The sequence below is a fragment of the Streptomyces acidiscabies genome, from assembly GCF_020010905.1.
Lineage (GTDB): Bacteria > Actinomycetota > Actinomycetes > Streptomycetales > Streptomycetaceae > Streptomyces > Streptomyces acidiscabies.
This window is the reverse complement of sequence record NZ_JAGJBY010000001.1, coordinates 5,537,614-5,553,289: the sequence shown is the minus strand read 5'-3', so window position 1 is coordinate 5,553,289 and position 15,676 is coordinate 5,537,614. Positions and strand designations below refer to the sequence as shown.

Here is a 15,676-nt window from a genome sequence, read left to right as displayed (position 1 = left end):
CTACAACACCAGAAGAAGGCACTCCGCCACATCCGGTGTCCACGATCAAGGGTCAACAAAGCCGTACATCCGGGAGCACGCTTCCTCGGTGGGTGAGACGTACGGGTCGTTCCACCGCTACCATAGGCAGCTAATTGAAGACTTCTTCAATTGGCTAGTTCATAGATCACGCATGGCATGGAGGAATTGTCCAGGGTGGGTGGGTTCGTGGAGGCGTTGCGGGAGCGGGTCCGGCAGGCTCGGGTCCGGGTGAGGGCTGCGGAGCGTGCGGGTGACGCGTACGAGAGGGCGGTCGCCGAGGACGAGCGGGACGACGCGCTGCGGATCGCGCGGGCGCACGGGGTGGACGTGGCGGAGGAAGGGGACGGCGTTGGTTCCGCTGTATGAGGCGAAGGCCGAGTTCTTCCGGATGCTGGGGCATCCGGTGCGTATCCGGGTGCTGGAGCTGCTGCAGGACGGGCCGCGTCCGGTGCGGGATCTGCTCGCGGAGATCGAGATCGAGCCGTCGAGCCTGTCCCAGCAGCTCGCGGTCCTGCGCAGGTCGGGGATCGTGACCGCGACGCGTACGGGGTCGACGGTGGTGTACGAGCTGGCCGGAGGTGATGTGGCCGAGCTGCTGGCCTCGGCGCGGCGCATCCTCGCCATCCTGCTCACCGGCCGGCAAGGGCTCCTGGACGAACTGCGGTCGGTGGAGCAATCCGGATGACCGAGGCCCAGGGCGGATTCCGCCCGCCGTGGCGGCGAGGCCGCCGTACGGAGGCCGTGCCCGAGCCCGCCCCTCCGGTCCTGCTGTGGCACGTGGCCTCGGTGGAGGTGGGGCCCCGGGCGGTGCGGCGGGCCAGGGAGGCGATGACCGCCTGTCTTCCCGCGGCCGGGGTCACGCCGGGTTCCGCGTTCGCGGACGCGGTACTGCTGGCCCTCAGCGAGCTGGTGACGAACGTCGTACGGCACGCGCCGCGCTCGCCCGTGACGGACGTGGGCCTCTCGGTCGCGGCCGGACAGCTGATCGTCAGCGTGTCGGACGCCGAACCGCGGCTGCCCGACCTCACCCCGGAGGGGATGGGAGCGGGGCTGTGGATGGTGACGGAGCTGGCCGCCGCCCACGGCGGGGGTGTCGGAGCTCGCCCCGCCGCCGACCATGACGGCAAGGTCGTCCTCGTACGGTTCGGCCTCCCGTCGTACGACGGGAACACCACACGAAGCGGGAGGAACATCTCATGAAGGAACAGGTACCGGACCGGCCCGCCCGCTGGTGGCGCAAACAGTGCGCGCAGGACCGGGACTCGCGCGTCCAGCGCGGTGTCGCGCTGCGCGCGTTCATCTACATCTTCGGCACGCACATCATCGCCGGGTGGGTCATGCTCCTCTTCTACCTCGGCGGGCATGCGAACAAATGAGCCGCTGGGCCGCGTGGATAGGGACAGCCTGCCGTGATCACTCTGGCGGGACATCCCGACCTCACCGCACCGACGCCAGCGATGCTGGAGGAGGTAACCGGAGCAGGCGTCGGCATGACACGAGCTCGGGAAGCACGGAATCCCCCGGACAAGAGTCGTGCTCGTCGGCGAGCGGTCACAGGTCGTTTCCCGCGTAGGAGAGGTTGAAGCTTTTGTTGGTGAGGGGGAAGTCGGGGACGATCGTGTCGGTCAGGGCGACCGGCAGTGCGGGCCAGTTGAAGAAGGACGGGTCGACGGGTTTGACGCGGGTGAGGGTGTGGTCGGGGGTGAGTTCGACGCGGGTGGCGATGGTGCCGCGCCAGCCTTCGACCAGACCCACTCCGCTTCCCGGACCCGTGCCGGGTGGCGGCGTGGGTGCTGTGGTGGTGAGGGGAGTGGTGAGGGTGCTTGCGAAGTGGGTGATGAGGGCGAGGGAGACATCGATCTCCTCGGCGCGGACCAGGAAGCGGGCCAGGACGTCGCCGCTGTCGTGGAGGGGGATGTCGAGGCCGGTGCCGCCGTAGGAGGTGAAGGGGTGAGCGGTGCGCGCGTCGGTCGGTACGCCGCTGGCGCGGGCGACGTAGCCGAGGCAGCCGAGGGTGCGGGCGGCGTCGCCGGGCAGGACTGCGGTGCCGGTGAACCGGTCGTGGACGGTGGTGTGGTTGAGCGCAAGGCCGGTGATCTCGTGGATGTCCTGGCCGATGGCGGCGAGGCGTGCGGGGTCGGGGAGGGAGTTCAGGATCGCGCCGCCGGGGACGACACCGCCGCGCAGGAGGCGGTGGCCGGTGATCTCGCGGTTCAGGCGCAGGAGGTGTTCGCGGACGCGCTGGGTGTGGGCGTTGAGGACGGCGTGGCCGGCGTCGTTGCAGAGCATGCCGAGGTCGGCGACATGGTTGTGGACGCGTTCGAGCTCCAGCAGCAGAGCGCGAGCGCGCCGGGCCTCGGCCGGGACGCGGGTGGCGGTGGCTTCCTCGACGGCCAGGCAGTAGGCGAGAGCGTGGCCGACGGCGGTGTCTCCGCTGATGCGTTCGGCGAGGCGCAGTCCCGCGTCGACGGTGCGGCCCTGGAAGAGTTTCTCGATGCCTTTGTGGACGAACCAGAGGCGTGCCTTGAGTTTGAGGATGGTCTCTCCGACGACGGAGAAGCGGAAGTGGCCAGGTTCGATCAGACCGGCGTGGACGGGTCCGACGGGGATCTCGTAGACACCATCGCCTTCGACTTCGAGAAAGGGGTAGGGACCTTCCTGTTCGCCGAAAGCGGGAGGTTTTCCGGCGTCGGAGCGCATCGGGTACCAGCCTTGCGGCCAGTGATAGTGCCGTACGAGGCGGCGTGGCAGCGGGTGGCCGGTGGGGGTGATGCCGAACAGGTCATGCATCTCGCGTTCGAAGCGTCCTGCGGGGAAGGAGAGGGAGGCGAGGGAGGGGACTTCGGGGTGGTCGGGGTCGAGGAGAACATGGAGTTCGGTACGGGTGTCGGGTGGTCCGGCGACGAAGACGTACACGACGCGTAGTCCGCTCTCGTCATGGTGAGCGGCGACCAGCGCGAGCCGGTGTCCCCGTCCGAGGAGTTGCGCGGCGTGTTCGGGAAGGTCGGCGGGGTGGATCCGGTGGGTCGTCCGCATGACGGTCATTGGCCTCCGATCGCCTGCGCGGCGGCGTGCAGCAGGTCGGTGAGAGGTCCGGTGGTGACACCGAGTGCAGCGCAGGCGGCCAGCGCGAGCAGGAGCGGCCACGGCACGGACGGCTGGCCGGGTGCAGGTTCGGCTGGTCCCAGGAGCATCCGGACGGTGCGTGCGGCCAGCGCGGCGAAGGCGGCCAGGACCAGGACGAGCGCGGCTGCCGTGGTCCAGGCGAGGCCGGGTCCAGCGGCGAAGGCGGCGCGGGCCAGGGCCAGTTCGGAGGCGAAGAGCGCGGAGGGAGGCAGCGCGGTCAGGGCGAGGACCGCGCAGGCGAAGACGGCGGCCGGTGCGGGAGCGCGGGCCAGGAGTCCCCTCACGCGTCCGATGCGGGAGGTGCCGGTGAGCTGGAGGAGGTGGCCGCCGGCGCAGAAGGCGACGGACTTGGCGAGGCCGTGTCCGGCGATGTGCAGCAGCGCGGCGGACAGAGCGAGAGGGCTGCCGATCGCGCCGGCCAGCGCGATCAGGCTCATGTGTTCCATGGAGGAGTAGGCGAGCATCCGCTTGTAGTCGCGCTGGCCGAGCAGCAGAGCGGTGGCGAGAGCGAGGGTGAGCAGTGCCAGGCCGGCGAGCAGGACGCGGGTGTATCCGGGACCGAGAGCGGCGTCGGCGATGGTCCGGTAGCGCAGGATCGCGGTGAAGGCGACCGCCAGCAGAACCCCCGACATCAGTGCCGAGACCGGTGCGGGGGCCTGGCTGTGTGCGTCGGGGAGCCAGGCGTGCAGCGGGACCAGTCCTGCCTTGGCGCCGAAGCCGAGGACGATCAGGGTGATGCCGAGGCGGGTGACCGCTGGGTCTAGGCGGTCGGCGCGGGCGGTGAGGGTGGGCCAGTCGAGCGCCCACGCCTCGGCGATGCCGGCCTGCCGGGCGGCGTAGTAGATCAGGACGGTGCCGAGGAAGGCGAGCGCGATGCCGGCCGAGCAGATCACCACGTACTTCCAGGCGGCCTCCACCGAGGCACGGGTGCGGCGGTGGCCGACCAGGAACGCGGTGACGATCGTGGTGGCTTCCACGGCGACCCACAGCACACCGAGGTTGGCACTCACCACGGCCAGGGACATGGCTGCCAGGAATGCCTGGACGAGCGCGTGGTAGCGCCACAGGCTCCGCTCGTCGGCACGTCCCGCCGCCCGCTCACCCGCCAGGTATCCCGGGGTGAAAGCGCAGGCAGTCAGGGAGACGGCGCCGACCACCAGCAGCATCCACACGGTCAGCGCGTCCGCGCGCAGGAGTCCCGAGTACGCGGCCGACGGTCCGTCGTCGAGGACCGCCGGCGCCAGGACACCCGCGCACACCAGGATCACCACAGGGGAGACGAGAGCCGCCCAGGCCGGCGCGGCCTGATGGTCCAGGGATCCGGCGCGGGTCCGCGCGGCGGGCGGGGAGACGCGCTGTCCGGCCAGTGCGTACGCCCCGGCGGCCAGCAGCGGTACGGCGGCCGGTGCGGTCAGGAGCAGGGCGGTCGGCGTCGCGTCCATCAGTCGTGCAGCTCCCGCAGGTCGTCGATGTCGGTGGTGCCGAACGCCTCGCGCACCCGGGTGGTGAGGATCTGCAGGACGAGGACGGCGAGCAGCAGGTCGAAGGAGACGCCGAGTTCGATGATGAGCGGTACGCCGGAGGTGGCCAGGAACGCGGTGGCGGTGATGCCGTTGTCCAGCAGCAGGAACCCGACGACCTGGGACAGCGCCCGACGACGGGTGACCAGGACGAAGAAGCCGATCAGGACGACCGCGAGGCCGACCGGCAGTGCGCGGGTGGCCGGGGTGGGGTGCAGTGCGGTCAGCGGCCGGGCGACGGCGTAGGCCAGCAGCGTCAGCAGGGCGGCGGTCAGCAGCGAGGCGGCGACGTTGACCAGCGGCTGCGTCTCGCGTGCCTCCTCACCCCGGCCGCCGGAAGCGAGCGCGCGGCGCATCAGACGCGGCAGGACACCCGCCCTCAGGAACCCGATGCCGAAGCCGACGCCGACGAGGTCCCACCGCTGTTCGTGCAGTCCGAGCAGGACGGCGATCTCGGCGAGCGCGAGGCCCTGGAGAGCGAAGAGTCTGACGATCGCGGCGAGGTCGCGCCGCCACAGCACGATCACCGCCGCGAGCAGGAAGACACCGCAGGCCAGGTCGAGGAGCTGTGTGTACAGGCCGGCGCTCACGGTGTTCCGTTCAGGAAGTAGGAAGCGGTCACCGCGAGCAGTGCCAGCAGGAAGGACCCGGCGAGGAGTTCGGGTACGCGGAACAGCCGGAGCTTGGCCCAGAAGACCTCGGCCGCCGCCAGCACCGCTCCCAGCAGCGCGCACTTCGCGACGAACAGCGCCAGGGCCACGGCGAGCGCGGTCCAGGAAGCGCTCGTGGCGATACCCCACGGCACGAACAGCGACGACAAGAGCCCGAGCAGCAGGGTGAGCCGCATCTGCGCGCCGAGCTCGACGAGCGCCAGATCCGGCCCGGCGTACTCCAGCACCATCGCCTCGTGGATCATGGTGAGTTCGAGGTGGGTGGACGGGTTGTCGACCGGGAGGCGTCCGGTCTCGGCGAGGACGGCGACCGCCAGAGCCGCGGTGGCCAGCAGGCCGGCCGGGGAGGAGAGACGGGCCGGTTCGTCGACCGCGCCGTTCACGATGGCCGGGATATTCGTCGTCCCGGCCGGTATCGACAGAGCGAACACCGACAGCAGCAGCGTCGGTTCGACCAGCGCGGCCACCGTCATCTCCCGGGAGGCACCCATCCCGCCGAACGCGGTGCCGGTGTCCAGTCCGGCCAGGGCCAGCGCCAGGGTGCCGAGCGCGATGAGCGCGACCACCAGGATCAGGTCCGCATGTCCGCTGACGGGGGTGTCGGTCGACAGCAGCGGCACCAGAACGGCGGCCACCGTGCTGGTCGCGACCGTCACCGCGGGTGCGAGACGGAACGCCGGACCGGTCCCGACCGGGGTGACCGCCTCCTTGCGCAGCAGCTTGCGGATGTCCCGCCACGGCTGGAGCACTCCAGCACCCACCCGGCCCTCCAGCCGGGCCCGCACCTGCCGCATCCACCCCGTCAGCAGCGGCGCACCCACGCCGACCAGGACGACCTGCCCGGCCACCGCCGCATACCCGACTGTGCTCACCATCCCACCGCCAAAGCCACGAGCAGGACGACCAGCCCGGCGAAGCCGTAGCCGAGGTACAGGTGCACGCTGCCGCCCGCCAGCCGCCTGGCCGCCCGTCCCATCCCGTCCAGCGTCCGCAGTACCGGCTCGTACAGCCGGTACTCGATCCGGTCGGGGACCCGCCGCTGGAAACGCACCCGCTCCACCAGATACGCCGACTCCCGCACCGGGGTGACGTCCACGTCCTGCTCGGGTGCGAGCACATCGTCGAAGACCCGCTGCAACGGTTCCGCGAACGACGTCGCCGTGTACGCCATCCGAGGGGTGGGTGCTCCCCCGCCGCAGTCCCACAGCCGCGCACGCGTACGCCTCCGGCGACCGTACAGCCGAGGCAGCACGGTGGCGATGACGAGGACGGCGGTGAGCGCGGCGACCACCCACAACGGCGACAGCGCCGCGGACACCGCCGTCAGCCGCACCTGGAGTCCACCACCGGCCAGAGTGCCGCCACCCGGCAGGCCGGCCGCGGCCACCGCCCGGTCCAGTCCTCCTCCCAGCAGGCCGGGTACCACGGCCAGTGCCGCGCACCCGGCGGCAAGCAGTCCCATCCCGGCCAGCATCAACGGCGGGGACTCCCGGGAAGCGTCCGCCTCCTGGCTGCGGGGGCGGGCGAAGAAGCCGACGCCGAGCGCCTTGACGAAGACGGCCGCCGCGATCCCCGCCGACAGAGCGATCACCGCGACCGCCAGCGGCAGCACCACGGCCACCGCCACCCCCGGCACCCGGAACCCATGGATGAGGGACTGAAGGAGCAACCACTCTCCGGCGAACCCGTTCCCCGGCGGCAGCGTCACCGCACCCAGCGCGCCGACCGCGAACAGTCCCGCCGTCCACGGCATCCGGACGCGCAACCCGCCCAGCCGGTCCAGGTCGCGCAGTCCGCTCGCCCGCGCCACCGAACCGGCCGCGCAGAACAACAGCGCCTTGAATCCGGCGTGGTTGACCAGGTGCAGCAGACCGGCGGCCAGCGCGAGCGCGGCCAGCGGCGCATCGCCGTACGACGCGAACAGTCCCGCCGCTCCCACCCCGATGACAGCCAGACCCAGGTTCTCGCACGTCGACCACGCCAGCAGCCGCTTCAGATCGGACGCCATCGCCGCCTGGAGGATCCCGTACACCGCACTGACCCCGCCCACCGCCATCAGGCCCAGCCACCACCACGCCGGACCCCCGCCCAGCAGATCGAGACCGGTACGGACCAAACCGTAAACGCCGAGATTGACCATGGCCGCGCTCATCAGCGCCGAGACCGGACCGGGTGCTTCGGGGTGAGCACGCGGCAGCCAGGCGTGCAGCGGCACCAGACCCGCCTTCGACGTGAACGCCAGCGCCGTCAGCACGAACACCAGCCCCCGCACCGCCGACGGCACGCTGTCAGCACCCGCGCGCAGCGCCGCGAACGACTCCCCTCCCGCCTGGGCCGCGAACAGTCCGAACCCGGCCAGCAGCAGCACGAAACCCAGGTGCGTCATCACCGCGTACCAGACACCGGCCTGACGCACCGCCACCCCCTGCCGGTGCTCGGCCAGCACCAGCAGCAGCGACAAGAGCGCCATCAACTCCCACAGCACCAGGAACGACGACACCGACGCCGCCACCGGCACCAGCACGAGACACAGCGCGAACAGCGGCAGCGCCGCCTGCGCCGTCCGCGACCCCAACCCGTGCGGCCCGTGCCCGGACGCGTACCCGACGCCGTACACGGCGACCGCCGCCACGACGGTTCCCGCCACCGCCATGAACACACCCGCCAGCGCGTCCACCGCCACCTGCGCACCGGCCAACGGCAACAGCCCGGGAAACTCCGCCGACCATCGCTCACCGGCCAGCGCGGCCACCCCCGCCGTGCCACCCGCCACCCCCACCCCCGCCGTCAGCACCCCGACCGCCGGGACCCGTACCCGGTACGGCAGCCCGCACCCGGCCACCGCACCCGCACCACCCAGAACAGTGGCCGTGGTCAGAGCGGCGGCGATCGCGTTCACCTCCCGGTCACCCTCCGCAGCGCCGCCACGATCTCCTCCGGCTCCGGCGGACACCCCGGCACCACCAGATCCACCGGTACGACATCGGCGACCGCACCCTCGACGCCATACCCGCCGGCGAACTCCCCGCAGTCGATCGCGCAGTCCCCCACCGCGACCACCAGCCGGGGTTCGCTCATCGCGGCGACCGTACGGCGCAGCGGCTCGGCCATGTTCCGGGTGACCGGACCGGTCACCAGCGCCACGTCCGCGTGCCGGGGAGAGGCCACCAGCCGCGCGCCGTAACGCTCCGCGTCGTACACCGGATTGAACGCCGCGGCGATCTCGATCTCGCAGCCATTGCAGGACCCCGCGTCCACGCACCGCACCTGCACCGACCCGCCGAACTCCCGTGCCGGCCCCGGTGGATCGCCCTCGGGAAGCGGCGGCGCCGGTTCGGCCACCCTCCCGGTCTCCCGGATCTTGCGCAGCAGGCCCATGAACCCTCCCTGAACGGTGAGGACTCCTCCACGGAACCCCCAACAGGCGGACCCGCAGCCGGAGTTACGGCACTTTCCTTACGCTGTGCCCGCTGGAACGGGCGGGTGGATCAAAGGCGGGCCGCCTCCGCACACAGGAGGAGCGCTGTCGGACGCTCTGAAGGCGGCCCGCCGGTCGAGGAACCATCACGAGGACGGCGGGTTCGCCTCCCGCTGCACGGCCTGGAGGTCGGCGAGCAGTTCCGCCTGCCCCGCCAGGACACCGGAGAGGATGGAGCGGGCCACACTCAGCAGTTCCGCGACCTGCGGACTGGTCAGCGAGTAGTACACGGCCGAACCCTCCTTACGGGTCACGACCAGGTTCGCGCGCCGCAGCACGGCCAACTGCTGGGAGAGGTGAGCCGGCTCGATCCCCACCTCGGGCAGCATCTCCGCCACCGCGTGCTCCCGCACGCTCAGCAGCTCCAGCACCCGGATACGGGCCGGATGGCCGAGGGTCTTGAAGAACTCGGCCTTCAACTGGTACAGCGGCGTACTCACCGGGCCGGCCTCCCCTCGGTACGGCGGCAGTACGGCCCCGGCGGCCGGACTTCGGTACATCGCATCCACCCGTTCGTCGACGACATCCGGCTCATCCTCACCCGCGTCGAGGCGAGGATCCCGCCGGAACCCGGCAGTGACGACCTCATTAATTGCTAATGTTAGCAACTACCTAAGTCGTACGAGGGAGGTTCAGATGAGGATCGTCCCGCTACGCGGTTTCGGCGCCACCTGGCTGAAGTGCCCGTCCTGCCGACTGGCCTGCCGACCCGCCGCACTCACCCCGGACGGCGGCTGTCCCCGCTGCGGCCACAACCGCATGCTGCGGCTCTCCTTCTCGGGCCACCGCACCCCGAAGCCCGAAGACGACGAGCGGACCCAAACCGGCTGACCCGCCGCTCAGGCGGGTTCCGGAAGCGGACCGAGGTGTCCGGCGACCCGCTCGCGCAGCAGGAGGTACTCCTCCCAGCGGCGAGGCAGCGGACCCGGCGGACGCACGACGAGCCGCGCCTCCTTGACCGTCTGTCCGCGCCGGAACTGCTCGTACGTCAGGTCGAGTTCCACACCGCTGGACAGCCGGTTCCACCAGTGGAAGCCGTGCTGGGTCCCGTCGAGATACACCTCGCCGACCATGAGGTCACCGCCGAAGACGTCATGGACGACCAGGGCTGTGATGTCGCAGTGTCCCCAGGCCGGGTTGTCCGGCCGCCACTCGTCCCGGTCGTCGGGCGAACACGTGTCGGCGGCCCAGGCAGTACGCAGGGCTCTGTCGAGGTCGAGCAGGTTCCACGGGAGCATGCCGCCAGCATCGCAGCCGCCACTGACAACACCGGTACCACAGGTCCCGTCGGCCGCTGGGCAGCGTGAACCGCCGGACACAGATCGCCGCGTCCGGTTCGGCCGCCACCAGACGGGCCGGCTGGAGCGGGAGCTTCTCCGACGGCAGCGAGTCGTCCTGCACCACGAGGTGGTGGGTGGCGCCTTCCGGCAAGGCCAAGGCGAGATCGGCCGCCTGCCGCTGTCGGTGAGGGTGTCCCATCACGGCAACAGCCAGAACGGGTTCATCCGGCGGCGTCACTGCTTGCATACCCGAACTCCTCCTTTGAGGTCATTCCCGGAACGCTTCGGTGGCCGCGATCCGCTCGTCCCACAACGCGACCGCAGCCGGATCCTCCCACCGGCGGCAGAAGTCACGGCACCGGTGACAGGCACGCAGCATCGCGGCCCGCCACTCGGACCAGGCAGGGCGCGCGCCGTACCCGACGAACAGCTCGTCGAGACAGAACCGCAGGTGAGGGTGATGGGTCCGGATGATCCACTCCGCCCACGCAAGGTCCTCGACGACGGTGCCGAGGTACGCGGACTCCCAGTCGATGACCGCGAACGCGGTTCCTCCGTCAGGCGTCACCAGCAGGTTCTGCGGGCCGAAGTCACCATGGACGATGACCGGGCCGGTGCCGGGCAGCCCAGGCACGCCGGCCGGGTCGATCGCCGACAGTTCACGGCGCAGGACGCCGCACAGCCGCAGCACATTGCGCGCGAGCCGCTGGTCCTCGTCATCCAGGACTTCCTGCCCGTGCCGGCCGACGACGCGAGCGATCCGCAGTTCCCCGGCAGTGTGGGACAGCACTGCCGGGACGGGGAGGCGTCCGGCCAGCCCGGTCAGTGCGGCGAGTTCCACCCTCAGCCGTTCGTCCAGGTCCGGGCCGAGATAGAACTTGTGAACCGCTCCGGGGCCGAACTCGGTGGTGTTGGTGTATCCGTGCGGCAGTCTGGTTGCCTCGGCCGGGGGTTGCTCGGTCATGCGACCCACCTGCTTCCTCGTTCCCTGATCTTGTCCAGGAAATGATCGCGGACCGCGCTGTCGTATGACCGGTGCGCGCCGAAGGCCGCGGAGGCCCACGCGCGGGCTGGCCTGATCTCCTTCTGGGACATGTGCTCAGAGATCCGACGCGGAAGTCGTTGGTCAGGGAATGAAGTCGTGCGCTGTGACGGTGCGGGCATTACCGAACCACTCACCCGGCGCCCCGGGCCGAAACTTCGTACACACCGTGCTCACCCTCGTCCCAATGCTGCCGGAGGTGATCGAGGTAGGGCGGGAGGACGGTGGGCGCACGCCGGCAGGAGAGCCGGTCCGGTGCGGGGGCGGTGTCCGAAGACAGGCGCCGTACCGGGTTCCGGGGTTCCCGGCCAGCCGATGGTCCGCTCCTGACCATGGTCTCCCGCCGGTCAGTCCCGGCTCCCGGCGGGGTGCGCGATGAGGGCCGCCGCCAGGTCGGCGTGGACGGGGATCGGCGGGCAGTCGGCGGTGGGGACGAGGGAGCCGTCGGCGGGGATCGCGGCGAGTTCCAGGGTGCGGCCCGCATCTGCCAGATGGCGTGCGGCCTCGGTGATGGCCTGTTGTCCCTCGGCCGACCAGCCGCGCAGGTCGGTCAGGTCGAGGATCACCGGGCCGCTGTCGCGTGCCGCGACCCAGCCGATCGCGCCGGTGAAGCGGCGGACCGCGTCCGGACCCAGGTATCCGGTGACGGACAGAACGGCGATGCGTCCCTGGACGGTGTAGTTCCACTCGATGGTCATGGTCGGTCGGCTTCCTGGTGTGTATGGCTCGTCGGGTCGGACGACCGGAAGGGAAGGGTGATCCAGATGCTCTTGCCGCCGCTGTCGGCGTCCGGGCGGACCGTCGCGGTGCCGTCCAGGTCGCGGACGAGCTCCATGACGATGCCCAGGCCGCCTGTCCAGGTGGCGAAGGCATCGCCGTCCAGTGGAGGCCGGTAGGGGTGACGGTCGTGGACGGCGAAGGCCAGGACGTCGGGACCCGCCGCGTAGATCACGGTCACCTGCGGGGAGAGCACCGCGGCATGCCGGACGGCATTGGTGACCAGCTCCGCGAGGATCAGCAGCGCCGGACCGACCACGGCGTGGCGCATCCCGATCCCCCACTCCGCCAGCGCCCGTTCGGCCGTCTCCCGCGCCAGGCGGACGGCGGAGGGATCGGTCGGCAGGGTGAGCACGTGCCGGCGCGGCAGGGCCGCGTGCAGGGAGGACATCATGGCTGCGGCCGGGCGAGCCGGAACCCGGTGACCGTCTGGGGGTGCAGGCGCAGGAGTGTGTCATGAGGACCGTGGGTCCAGCCGGACAGGGTGCGCCGGTAGTGGGCGGCCTCGTCCCGGTCGGTGATCATGTCGACGGGACCGGAGACGGTGACCGTCCAGCCGGTGCCGTGCACGGCGCGGATCTCGTCCACGTGGTACGCCGCCGTCACGGGTACCGAAGCGGCAGGTGCCGGCGTGCGGACGACCAGCCGGCCGTACTCCCACACGTGTCGGGCGGGCCGGACAGCAGGCAGCTCCCGTTGCACGTACACCAGCCGACCGGTGCTGCTGCCTTCGATCAGCCACAGGCTCTCCGCGCCGGAGACCTCGACCATCCGCAGAGCAGAAGGGGACGTGCTCATCTCAGGGCCTCCTCGTCCGGGGAGAGAGCCGGCAGGACGCCGGTCGTCTCCAGGTGGGCGCGGGCGGCGTGGATCGCCTCGGGGGTGCTGGGGTGGTCGTGTACGGGGTCGAGGGCGCCGACCGATTCCAGGACCTGGCGCTGGCCGGGCCGTACGCCGGAGGTGTGGACGGCAATGCCGCGGCGGCGGAGCTTGTCGACGGCGTCCTTGAGGACGAGGGCGCCGGTGGCGTCCATGGTGGTCACGCGGGACATGCGCAGGATGACGACGCGGACGTCGGCGACCTCGGTCAGCTCCAGCAGGAACCGGTGGGCGGCGGCGAAGAAGAGGGGCCCGTCGAGGCGGTAGGCGACGATGTGCTCGGCGAGCAGGGCGTGTTCCTCGGCGGTGTGGTCGCCCCGGTCGAGGGGGACCTCGTCGAGGCGGGCCTGGAGGGCGACGGCGCGCAGGGCGAGGGCGCCCGCGACGGCGAGGCCGATGACGACCGCGTACACGAGGTCGAGGGCGAGGGTCGCGGCGGCGGTCAGGACGAGTATCGCGGCGTCGGAGCGGGTCGCCCTGGCCATCGCCTTGAGGGAGCCGACCTCGACCATCCGGACCGCGGTCGCGAGCAGCACCCCGGCGAGTGCGGCCAGCGGGATCTTGGAGACGAGGGGTGCGGCGGCGAAGACGATCAGTGCGAGGACGGCCGCGTGGGTGAGGGCGGCGAGGCGGGAGGCGGCGCCGGTGCGGACGTTGACCGCCGTGCGGGCGATGGCGCCGGTCGCGGGGACGCCGCCGAACAGCGGGGCGGCGATGTTCGCGAGGCCCTGGCCGAACAGCTCCCGGTCCGGGTCGTGCTGTTGGCCGACGGTCATGCCGTCCGCGACGGACGCCGACAGCAGCGACTCCAGCGCGGCCAGCGCCGCGACCGCGACGGCCGGGGCGAGCAGGGTGCCGAGCGCGCCGGGGTCGAGGAAGGCGAGGGAGGGTGCGGGGAGCCCGGCGGGCAGGTCGCCGATGGGGTGAGCCGCGTCGAGGTGGGCGAAGTGGGCCACGGCGGTCGCGGCGGCCACCGCGACGAGGGAGAAGGGGACGGTGGGCCGCCACCGGGCGCCGGCCAGCATCAGGGCGGCCACGGACACGGCGAGAGCGAGGGCGGTCCAGTTCGGCGCCTTCGCGAACTCCCCGGCCGCGCGCCAGGCGACGACGAGGACACGGTCGCCGTCCGGTTTGGGTACGCCCAGCGCGTTGGGTATCTGCTGGAGGCCGATCACGCAGGCGATCCCGAGCGTGAACCCCTCGACCACGGGCGCGGGGATGTACCGCATGTACCGGCCCGCCCGCAGCCCGGCCAGCACGACCAGCATCACGCCGGCCATGAGCCCGACCGTGAGGACACCGCCCGGACCGTACTCGCCGACGATCGGCACCAGGACGACGGTCATCGCGCCGGTCGGGCCCGACACCTGGAGGTTCGAGCCGCCGAAGACCGCGGCCAGCGCGCCCGCGATCACCGCCGTCGCGAGCCCCGCCTCGGCGCCGAGCCCGGAGGACACCCCGAACCCGAGAGCGAGAGGCAGCGCGACGACCGCGACGGTCAGCCCGGCGAGGAGGTCACGGCGCGGGTCGCGGCGTATCTGCTCCAGGTCCGTACGCGAAGGCAGCAGCGACAGCAGGCGTGCCGCCACCCGGCCGATCGGCGAAGACGACGCGCTCATCGGGAAGCCACCTCTTGCTCCCGCAGCTCGGCCAGCAGCTCACCCTGTCCGGACAGTACTTCCGTCAGGATGCGCCGCGCGGCCCTCATCAGGTCGGCGACGTCCCCGCCGGCCAGCTCGTAGACGACGCTCGCACCCTCCCGCCGCGAGGCGACGATCCCCGACCGGCGCAACACCGCGAGCTGCTGCGACAGGCCGGGAGCCTCCACCTCGACGGCGGCCAGCAACTCCCTCACCGGCAGCGGTCCGTCCTGGAGCAGCTCCAGCACGCGGATCCGTACCGGATGCCCGAGCATCCGGAAGAACTCGGCCTTCGCCTGATACAGCGGAACGGACACAGTCCCTCGGCCTCCCCTGGTCGATGCCCGGGTGGACGGGCGGATACGAAGACGCTGTGCCCGCACGGCAAGGCAACCTGCGGGCACAGCCGGAACAGCATCTAACTAATTGCGAAATTACGCAATTCAGCAGCAGAGGGATGCCTGGAAGCCCGCCGGGGGCCGTCCCTACGCCTTGCGCACCACGCTCGACTTCAGCTGCATCGCCCCGAACCCGTCGATCCGGCAGTCGATGTCGTGCCCGTCCACCCCGTCCACCAGCCGGATCCCGCGCACCTTGGTCCCCGCCTTGATCCCCGACGGACTCCCCTTCACCTTCAGCGCCTTCACGACCACGACGGCGTCCCCGTCCCGCAGCACGTTCCCGACGGAGTCCTTGACGACCCGCTCGCTCTCCGCGGCGACGGGAGCCGCCTCACCGGGCACCCACTCGTGACCGCACTCGGGACACACGATCAGGGCGTTCATCTCGTAGGTGTACTCGCACGAGCACGTCGGACAGGGAGGAGGGTTCTCGATCATTCCGCGAGCGTATCCGGCACCCGGAGGGTGAAACGGACGGCGTTACCCGCGCATCGGCCGCCTCACCCCCCGTCCACTAGTTCATCCGTTCAGGTGACAAACCTCATGGCCACTGGACCCGGCCTGTTGACTTGGCCGCATGGCCACCCTGGATCACGACTCCCCCATCGACGTCTCCGCGGACATACACCGCCTGGTACGCGCGGTGCGCTCCGGCAACGACCGCCGCATCGCCGTCCTGCTGCGCCGGTTCACTCAACATGCGGACATGGCAGCCCTCTACCGGCTCAGTGGCTGTTGTCGTTCCGATCTTGAGGAATGCGGGTCGAACAGGCGTCTCGATTGGGTGAGCTACCCTGTCGGCCGTGGACAACCCTCCTGAACAGCCAGGCTGCCCCGACTG

General features: G+C 71.2%; 21 protein-coding genes. 6 read left to right on the top strand and 15 right to left on the bottom strand.

Going from position 1 to position 15,676, the window contains the following annotated elements:
* The first annotated feature begins 177 nt into the window (after window positions 1-177).
* Genes J8M50_RS25320 through J8M50_RS25305 form a run of 4 tightly spaced genes read left to right on the top strand, consistent with a single transcriptional unit; the run spans window position 178 to window position 1,397 of the window.
* Window positions 178-387 (top strand): hypothetical protein, encoded by a 210-nt coding sequence (locus J8M50_RS25320; protein ID WP_010360595.1) that lies wholly within the window; start codon window positions 178-180, stop codon window positions 385-387.
* Window positions 371-706, top strand: coding sequence for an ArsR/SmtB family transcription factor (locus J8M50_RS25315; RefSeq protein ID WP_010360594.1), 336 nt, complete (start codon window positions 371-373; stop codon window positions 704-706). The genes J8M50_RS25320 and J8M50_RS25315 overlap by 17 nt, the downstream gene beginning before the upstream one ends.
* On the top strand, window positions 703-1,221 hold the full coding sequence (locus tag J8M50_RS25310; RefSeq protein WP_010360593.1) for an ATP-binding protein: 519 nt from the start codon (window positions 703-705) through the stop codon (window positions 1,219-1,221). The genes J8M50_RS25315 and J8M50_RS25310 overlap by 4 nt, the downstream gene beginning before the upstream one ends.
* Window positions 1,218-1,397, top strand: a complete 180-nt coding sequence (locus tag J8M50_RS25305) for a DUF6126 family protein (RefSeq protein WP_010360592.1) — start codon at window positions 1,218-1,220, stop codon at window positions 1,395-1,397. Before J8M50_RS25310 ends, J8M50_RS25305 begins: the two co-directional genes overlap by 4 nt.
* Before the next feature lie 175 nt (window positions 1,398-1,572).
* Here J8M50_RS25305 and J8M50_RS25300 read toward each other — a convergent pair whose 3' ends face one another.
* The 7 genes from J8M50_RS25300 to J8M50_RS25270 all read right to left on the bottom strand — a co-directional run bounded on the left by J8M50_RS25300 (window position 1,573) and on the right by J8M50_RS25270 (window position 9,256).
* Window positions 1,573-3,057, bottom strand: coding sequence for a hydrogenase large subunit (locus J8M50_RS25300; RefSeq protein WP_029184686.1), 1,485 nt, complete (start codon window positions 3,055-3,057; stop codon window positions 1,573-1,575).
* Between the two features lie 5 nt (window positions 3,058-3,062).
* Window positions 3,063-4,589, bottom strand: coding sequence for a proton-conducting transporter transmembrane domain-containing protein (locus J8M50_RS25295; RefSeq protein WP_010360589.1), 1,527 nt, complete (start codon window positions 4,587-4,589; stop codon window positions 3,063-3,065).
* On the bottom strand, window positions 4,589-5,257 hold the full coding sequence (locus J8M50_RS25290) for a hypothetical protein (protein ID WP_010360588.1): 669 nt from the start codon (window positions 5,255-5,257) through the stop codon (window positions 4,589-4,591). The genes J8M50_RS25295 and J8M50_RS25290 overlap by 1 nt, the downstream gene beginning before the upstream one ends.
* Window positions 5,254-6,213: a respiratory chain complex I subunit 1 family protein gene (locus J8M50_RS25285; protein WP_050987424.1), complete on the bottom strand. Its 960-nt coding sequence runs from the start codon at window positions 6,211-6,213 to the stop codon at window positions 5,254-5,256. The genes J8M50_RS25290 and J8M50_RS25285 overlap by 4 nt, the downstream gene beginning before the upstream one ends.
* Entirely contained in the window at window positions 6,207-8,237 is a 2,031-nt protein-coding gene (locus J8M50_RS25280; protein WP_010360586.1) for a proton-conducting transporter transmembrane domain-containing protein, read from the bottom strand. The genes J8M50_RS25285 and J8M50_RS25280 overlap by 7 nt, the downstream gene beginning before the upstream one ends.
* Entirely contained in the window at window positions 8,234-8,716 is a 483-nt protein-coding gene (locus J8M50_RS25275; RefSeq protein ID WP_010360585.1) for an NADH-quinone oxidoreductase subunit B family protein, read from the bottom strand. Before J8M50_RS25275 ends, J8M50_RS25280 begins: the two co-directional genes overlap by 4 nt.
* 186 nt (window positions 8,717-8,902) lie before the next feature.
* The gene (locus J8M50_RS25270; RefSeq protein ID WP_029184684.1) at window positions 8,903-9,256 is read right to left on the bottom strand and encodes an ArsR/SmtB family transcription factor; all 354 of its coding nucleotides are present in this window, start codon (window positions 9,254-9,256) and stop codon (window positions 8,903-8,905) included.
* A gap of 196 nt (window positions 9,257-9,452) precedes the next feature.
* Here J8M50_RS25270 and J8M50_RS25265 point away from each other — a divergent pair, with 196 nt between their 5' ends.
* Window positions 9,453-9,647 (top strand): hypothetical protein, encoded by a 195-nt coding sequence (locus tag J8M50_RS25265; protein ID WP_010360583.1) that lies wholly within the window; start codon window positions 9,453-9,455, stop codon window positions 9,645-9,647.
* 8 nt (window positions 9,648-9,655) lie between these two features.
* Here J8M50_RS25265 and J8M50_RS25260 read toward each other — a convergent pair whose 3' ends face one another.
* The 8 genes from J8M50_RS25260 to J8M50_RS25225 all read right to left on the bottom strand — a co-directional run bounded on the left by J8M50_RS25260 (window position 9,656) and on the right by J8M50_RS25225 (window position 15,273).
* Entirely contained in the window at window positions 9,656-10,054 is a 399-nt protein-coding gene (locus J8M50_RS25260) for a YunG family protein (protein WP_010360582.1), read from the bottom strand.
* A gap of 310 nt (window positions 10,055-10,364) precedes the next feature.
* Window positions 10,365-11,060 (bottom strand): phosphotransferase family protein, encoded by a 696-nt coding sequence (locus tag J8M50_RS25255; RefSeq protein ID WP_010360580.1) that lies wholly within the window; start codon window positions 11,058-11,060, stop codon window positions 10,365-10,367.
* A 425-nt stretch (window positions 11,061-11,485) separates the two neighbouring features.
* Window positions 11,486-11,836, bottom strand: coding sequence for an STAS domain-containing protein (locus J8M50_RS25250; protein ID WP_010360579.1), 351 nt, complete (start codon window positions 11,834-11,836; stop codon window positions 11,486-11,488).
* Complete coding sequence (locus tag J8M50_RS25245; protein ID WP_010360578.1) at window positions 11,833-12,306, bottom strand: ATP-binding protein; 474 nt, start codon at window positions 12,304-12,306, stop codon at window positions 11,833-11,835. Before J8M50_RS25245 ends, J8M50_RS25250 begins: the two co-directional genes overlap by 4 nt.
* Window positions 12,306-12,713 carry a pyridoxamine 5'-phosphate oxidase family protein gene (locus J8M50_RS25240; protein ID WP_029184682.1) on the bottom strand — a complete coding sequence of 136 codons (408 nt, stop codon included), beginning with the start codon at window positions 12,711-12,713 and terminating at the stop codon, window positions 12,306-12,308. Before J8M50_RS25240 ends, J8M50_RS25245 begins: the two co-directional genes overlap by 1 nt.
* Window positions 12,710-14,413 carry a SulP family inorganic anion transporter gene (locus J8M50_RS25235; protein WP_075662027.1) on the bottom strand — a complete coding sequence of 568 codons (1,704 nt, stop codon included), beginning with the start codon at window positions 14,411-14,413 and terminating at the stop codon, window positions 12,710-12,712. Before J8M50_RS25235 ends, J8M50_RS25240 begins: the two co-directional genes overlap by 4 nt.
* Window positions 14,410-14,751 carry an ArsR/SmtB family transcription factor gene (locus J8M50_RS25230; RefSeq protein WP_010360769.1) on the bottom strand — a complete coding sequence of 114 codons (342 nt, stop codon included), beginning with the start codon at window positions 14,749-14,751 and terminating at the stop codon, window positions 14,410-14,412. Before J8M50_RS25230 ends, J8M50_RS25235 begins: the two co-directional genes overlap by 4 nt.
* A gap of 168 nt (window positions 14,752-14,919) precedes the next feature.
* Window positions 14,920-15,273: a zinc ribbon domain-containing protein YjdM gene (locus J8M50_RS25225; protein ID WP_010360768.1), complete on the bottom strand. Its 354-nt coding sequence runs from the start codon at window positions 15,271-15,273 to the stop codon at window positions 14,920-14,922.
* 139 nt (window positions 15,274-15,412) lie between these two features.
* Here J8M50_RS25225 and J8M50_RS25220 point away from each other — a divergent pair, with 139 nt between their 5' ends.
* Window positions 15,413-15,655 (top strand): hypothetical protein, encoded by a 243-nt coding sequence (locus J8M50_RS25220; protein ID WP_141655676.1) that lies wholly within the window; start codon window positions 15,413-15,415, stop codon window positions 15,653-15,655.
* Window positions 15,656-15,676: the final 21 nt, after the last annotated feature.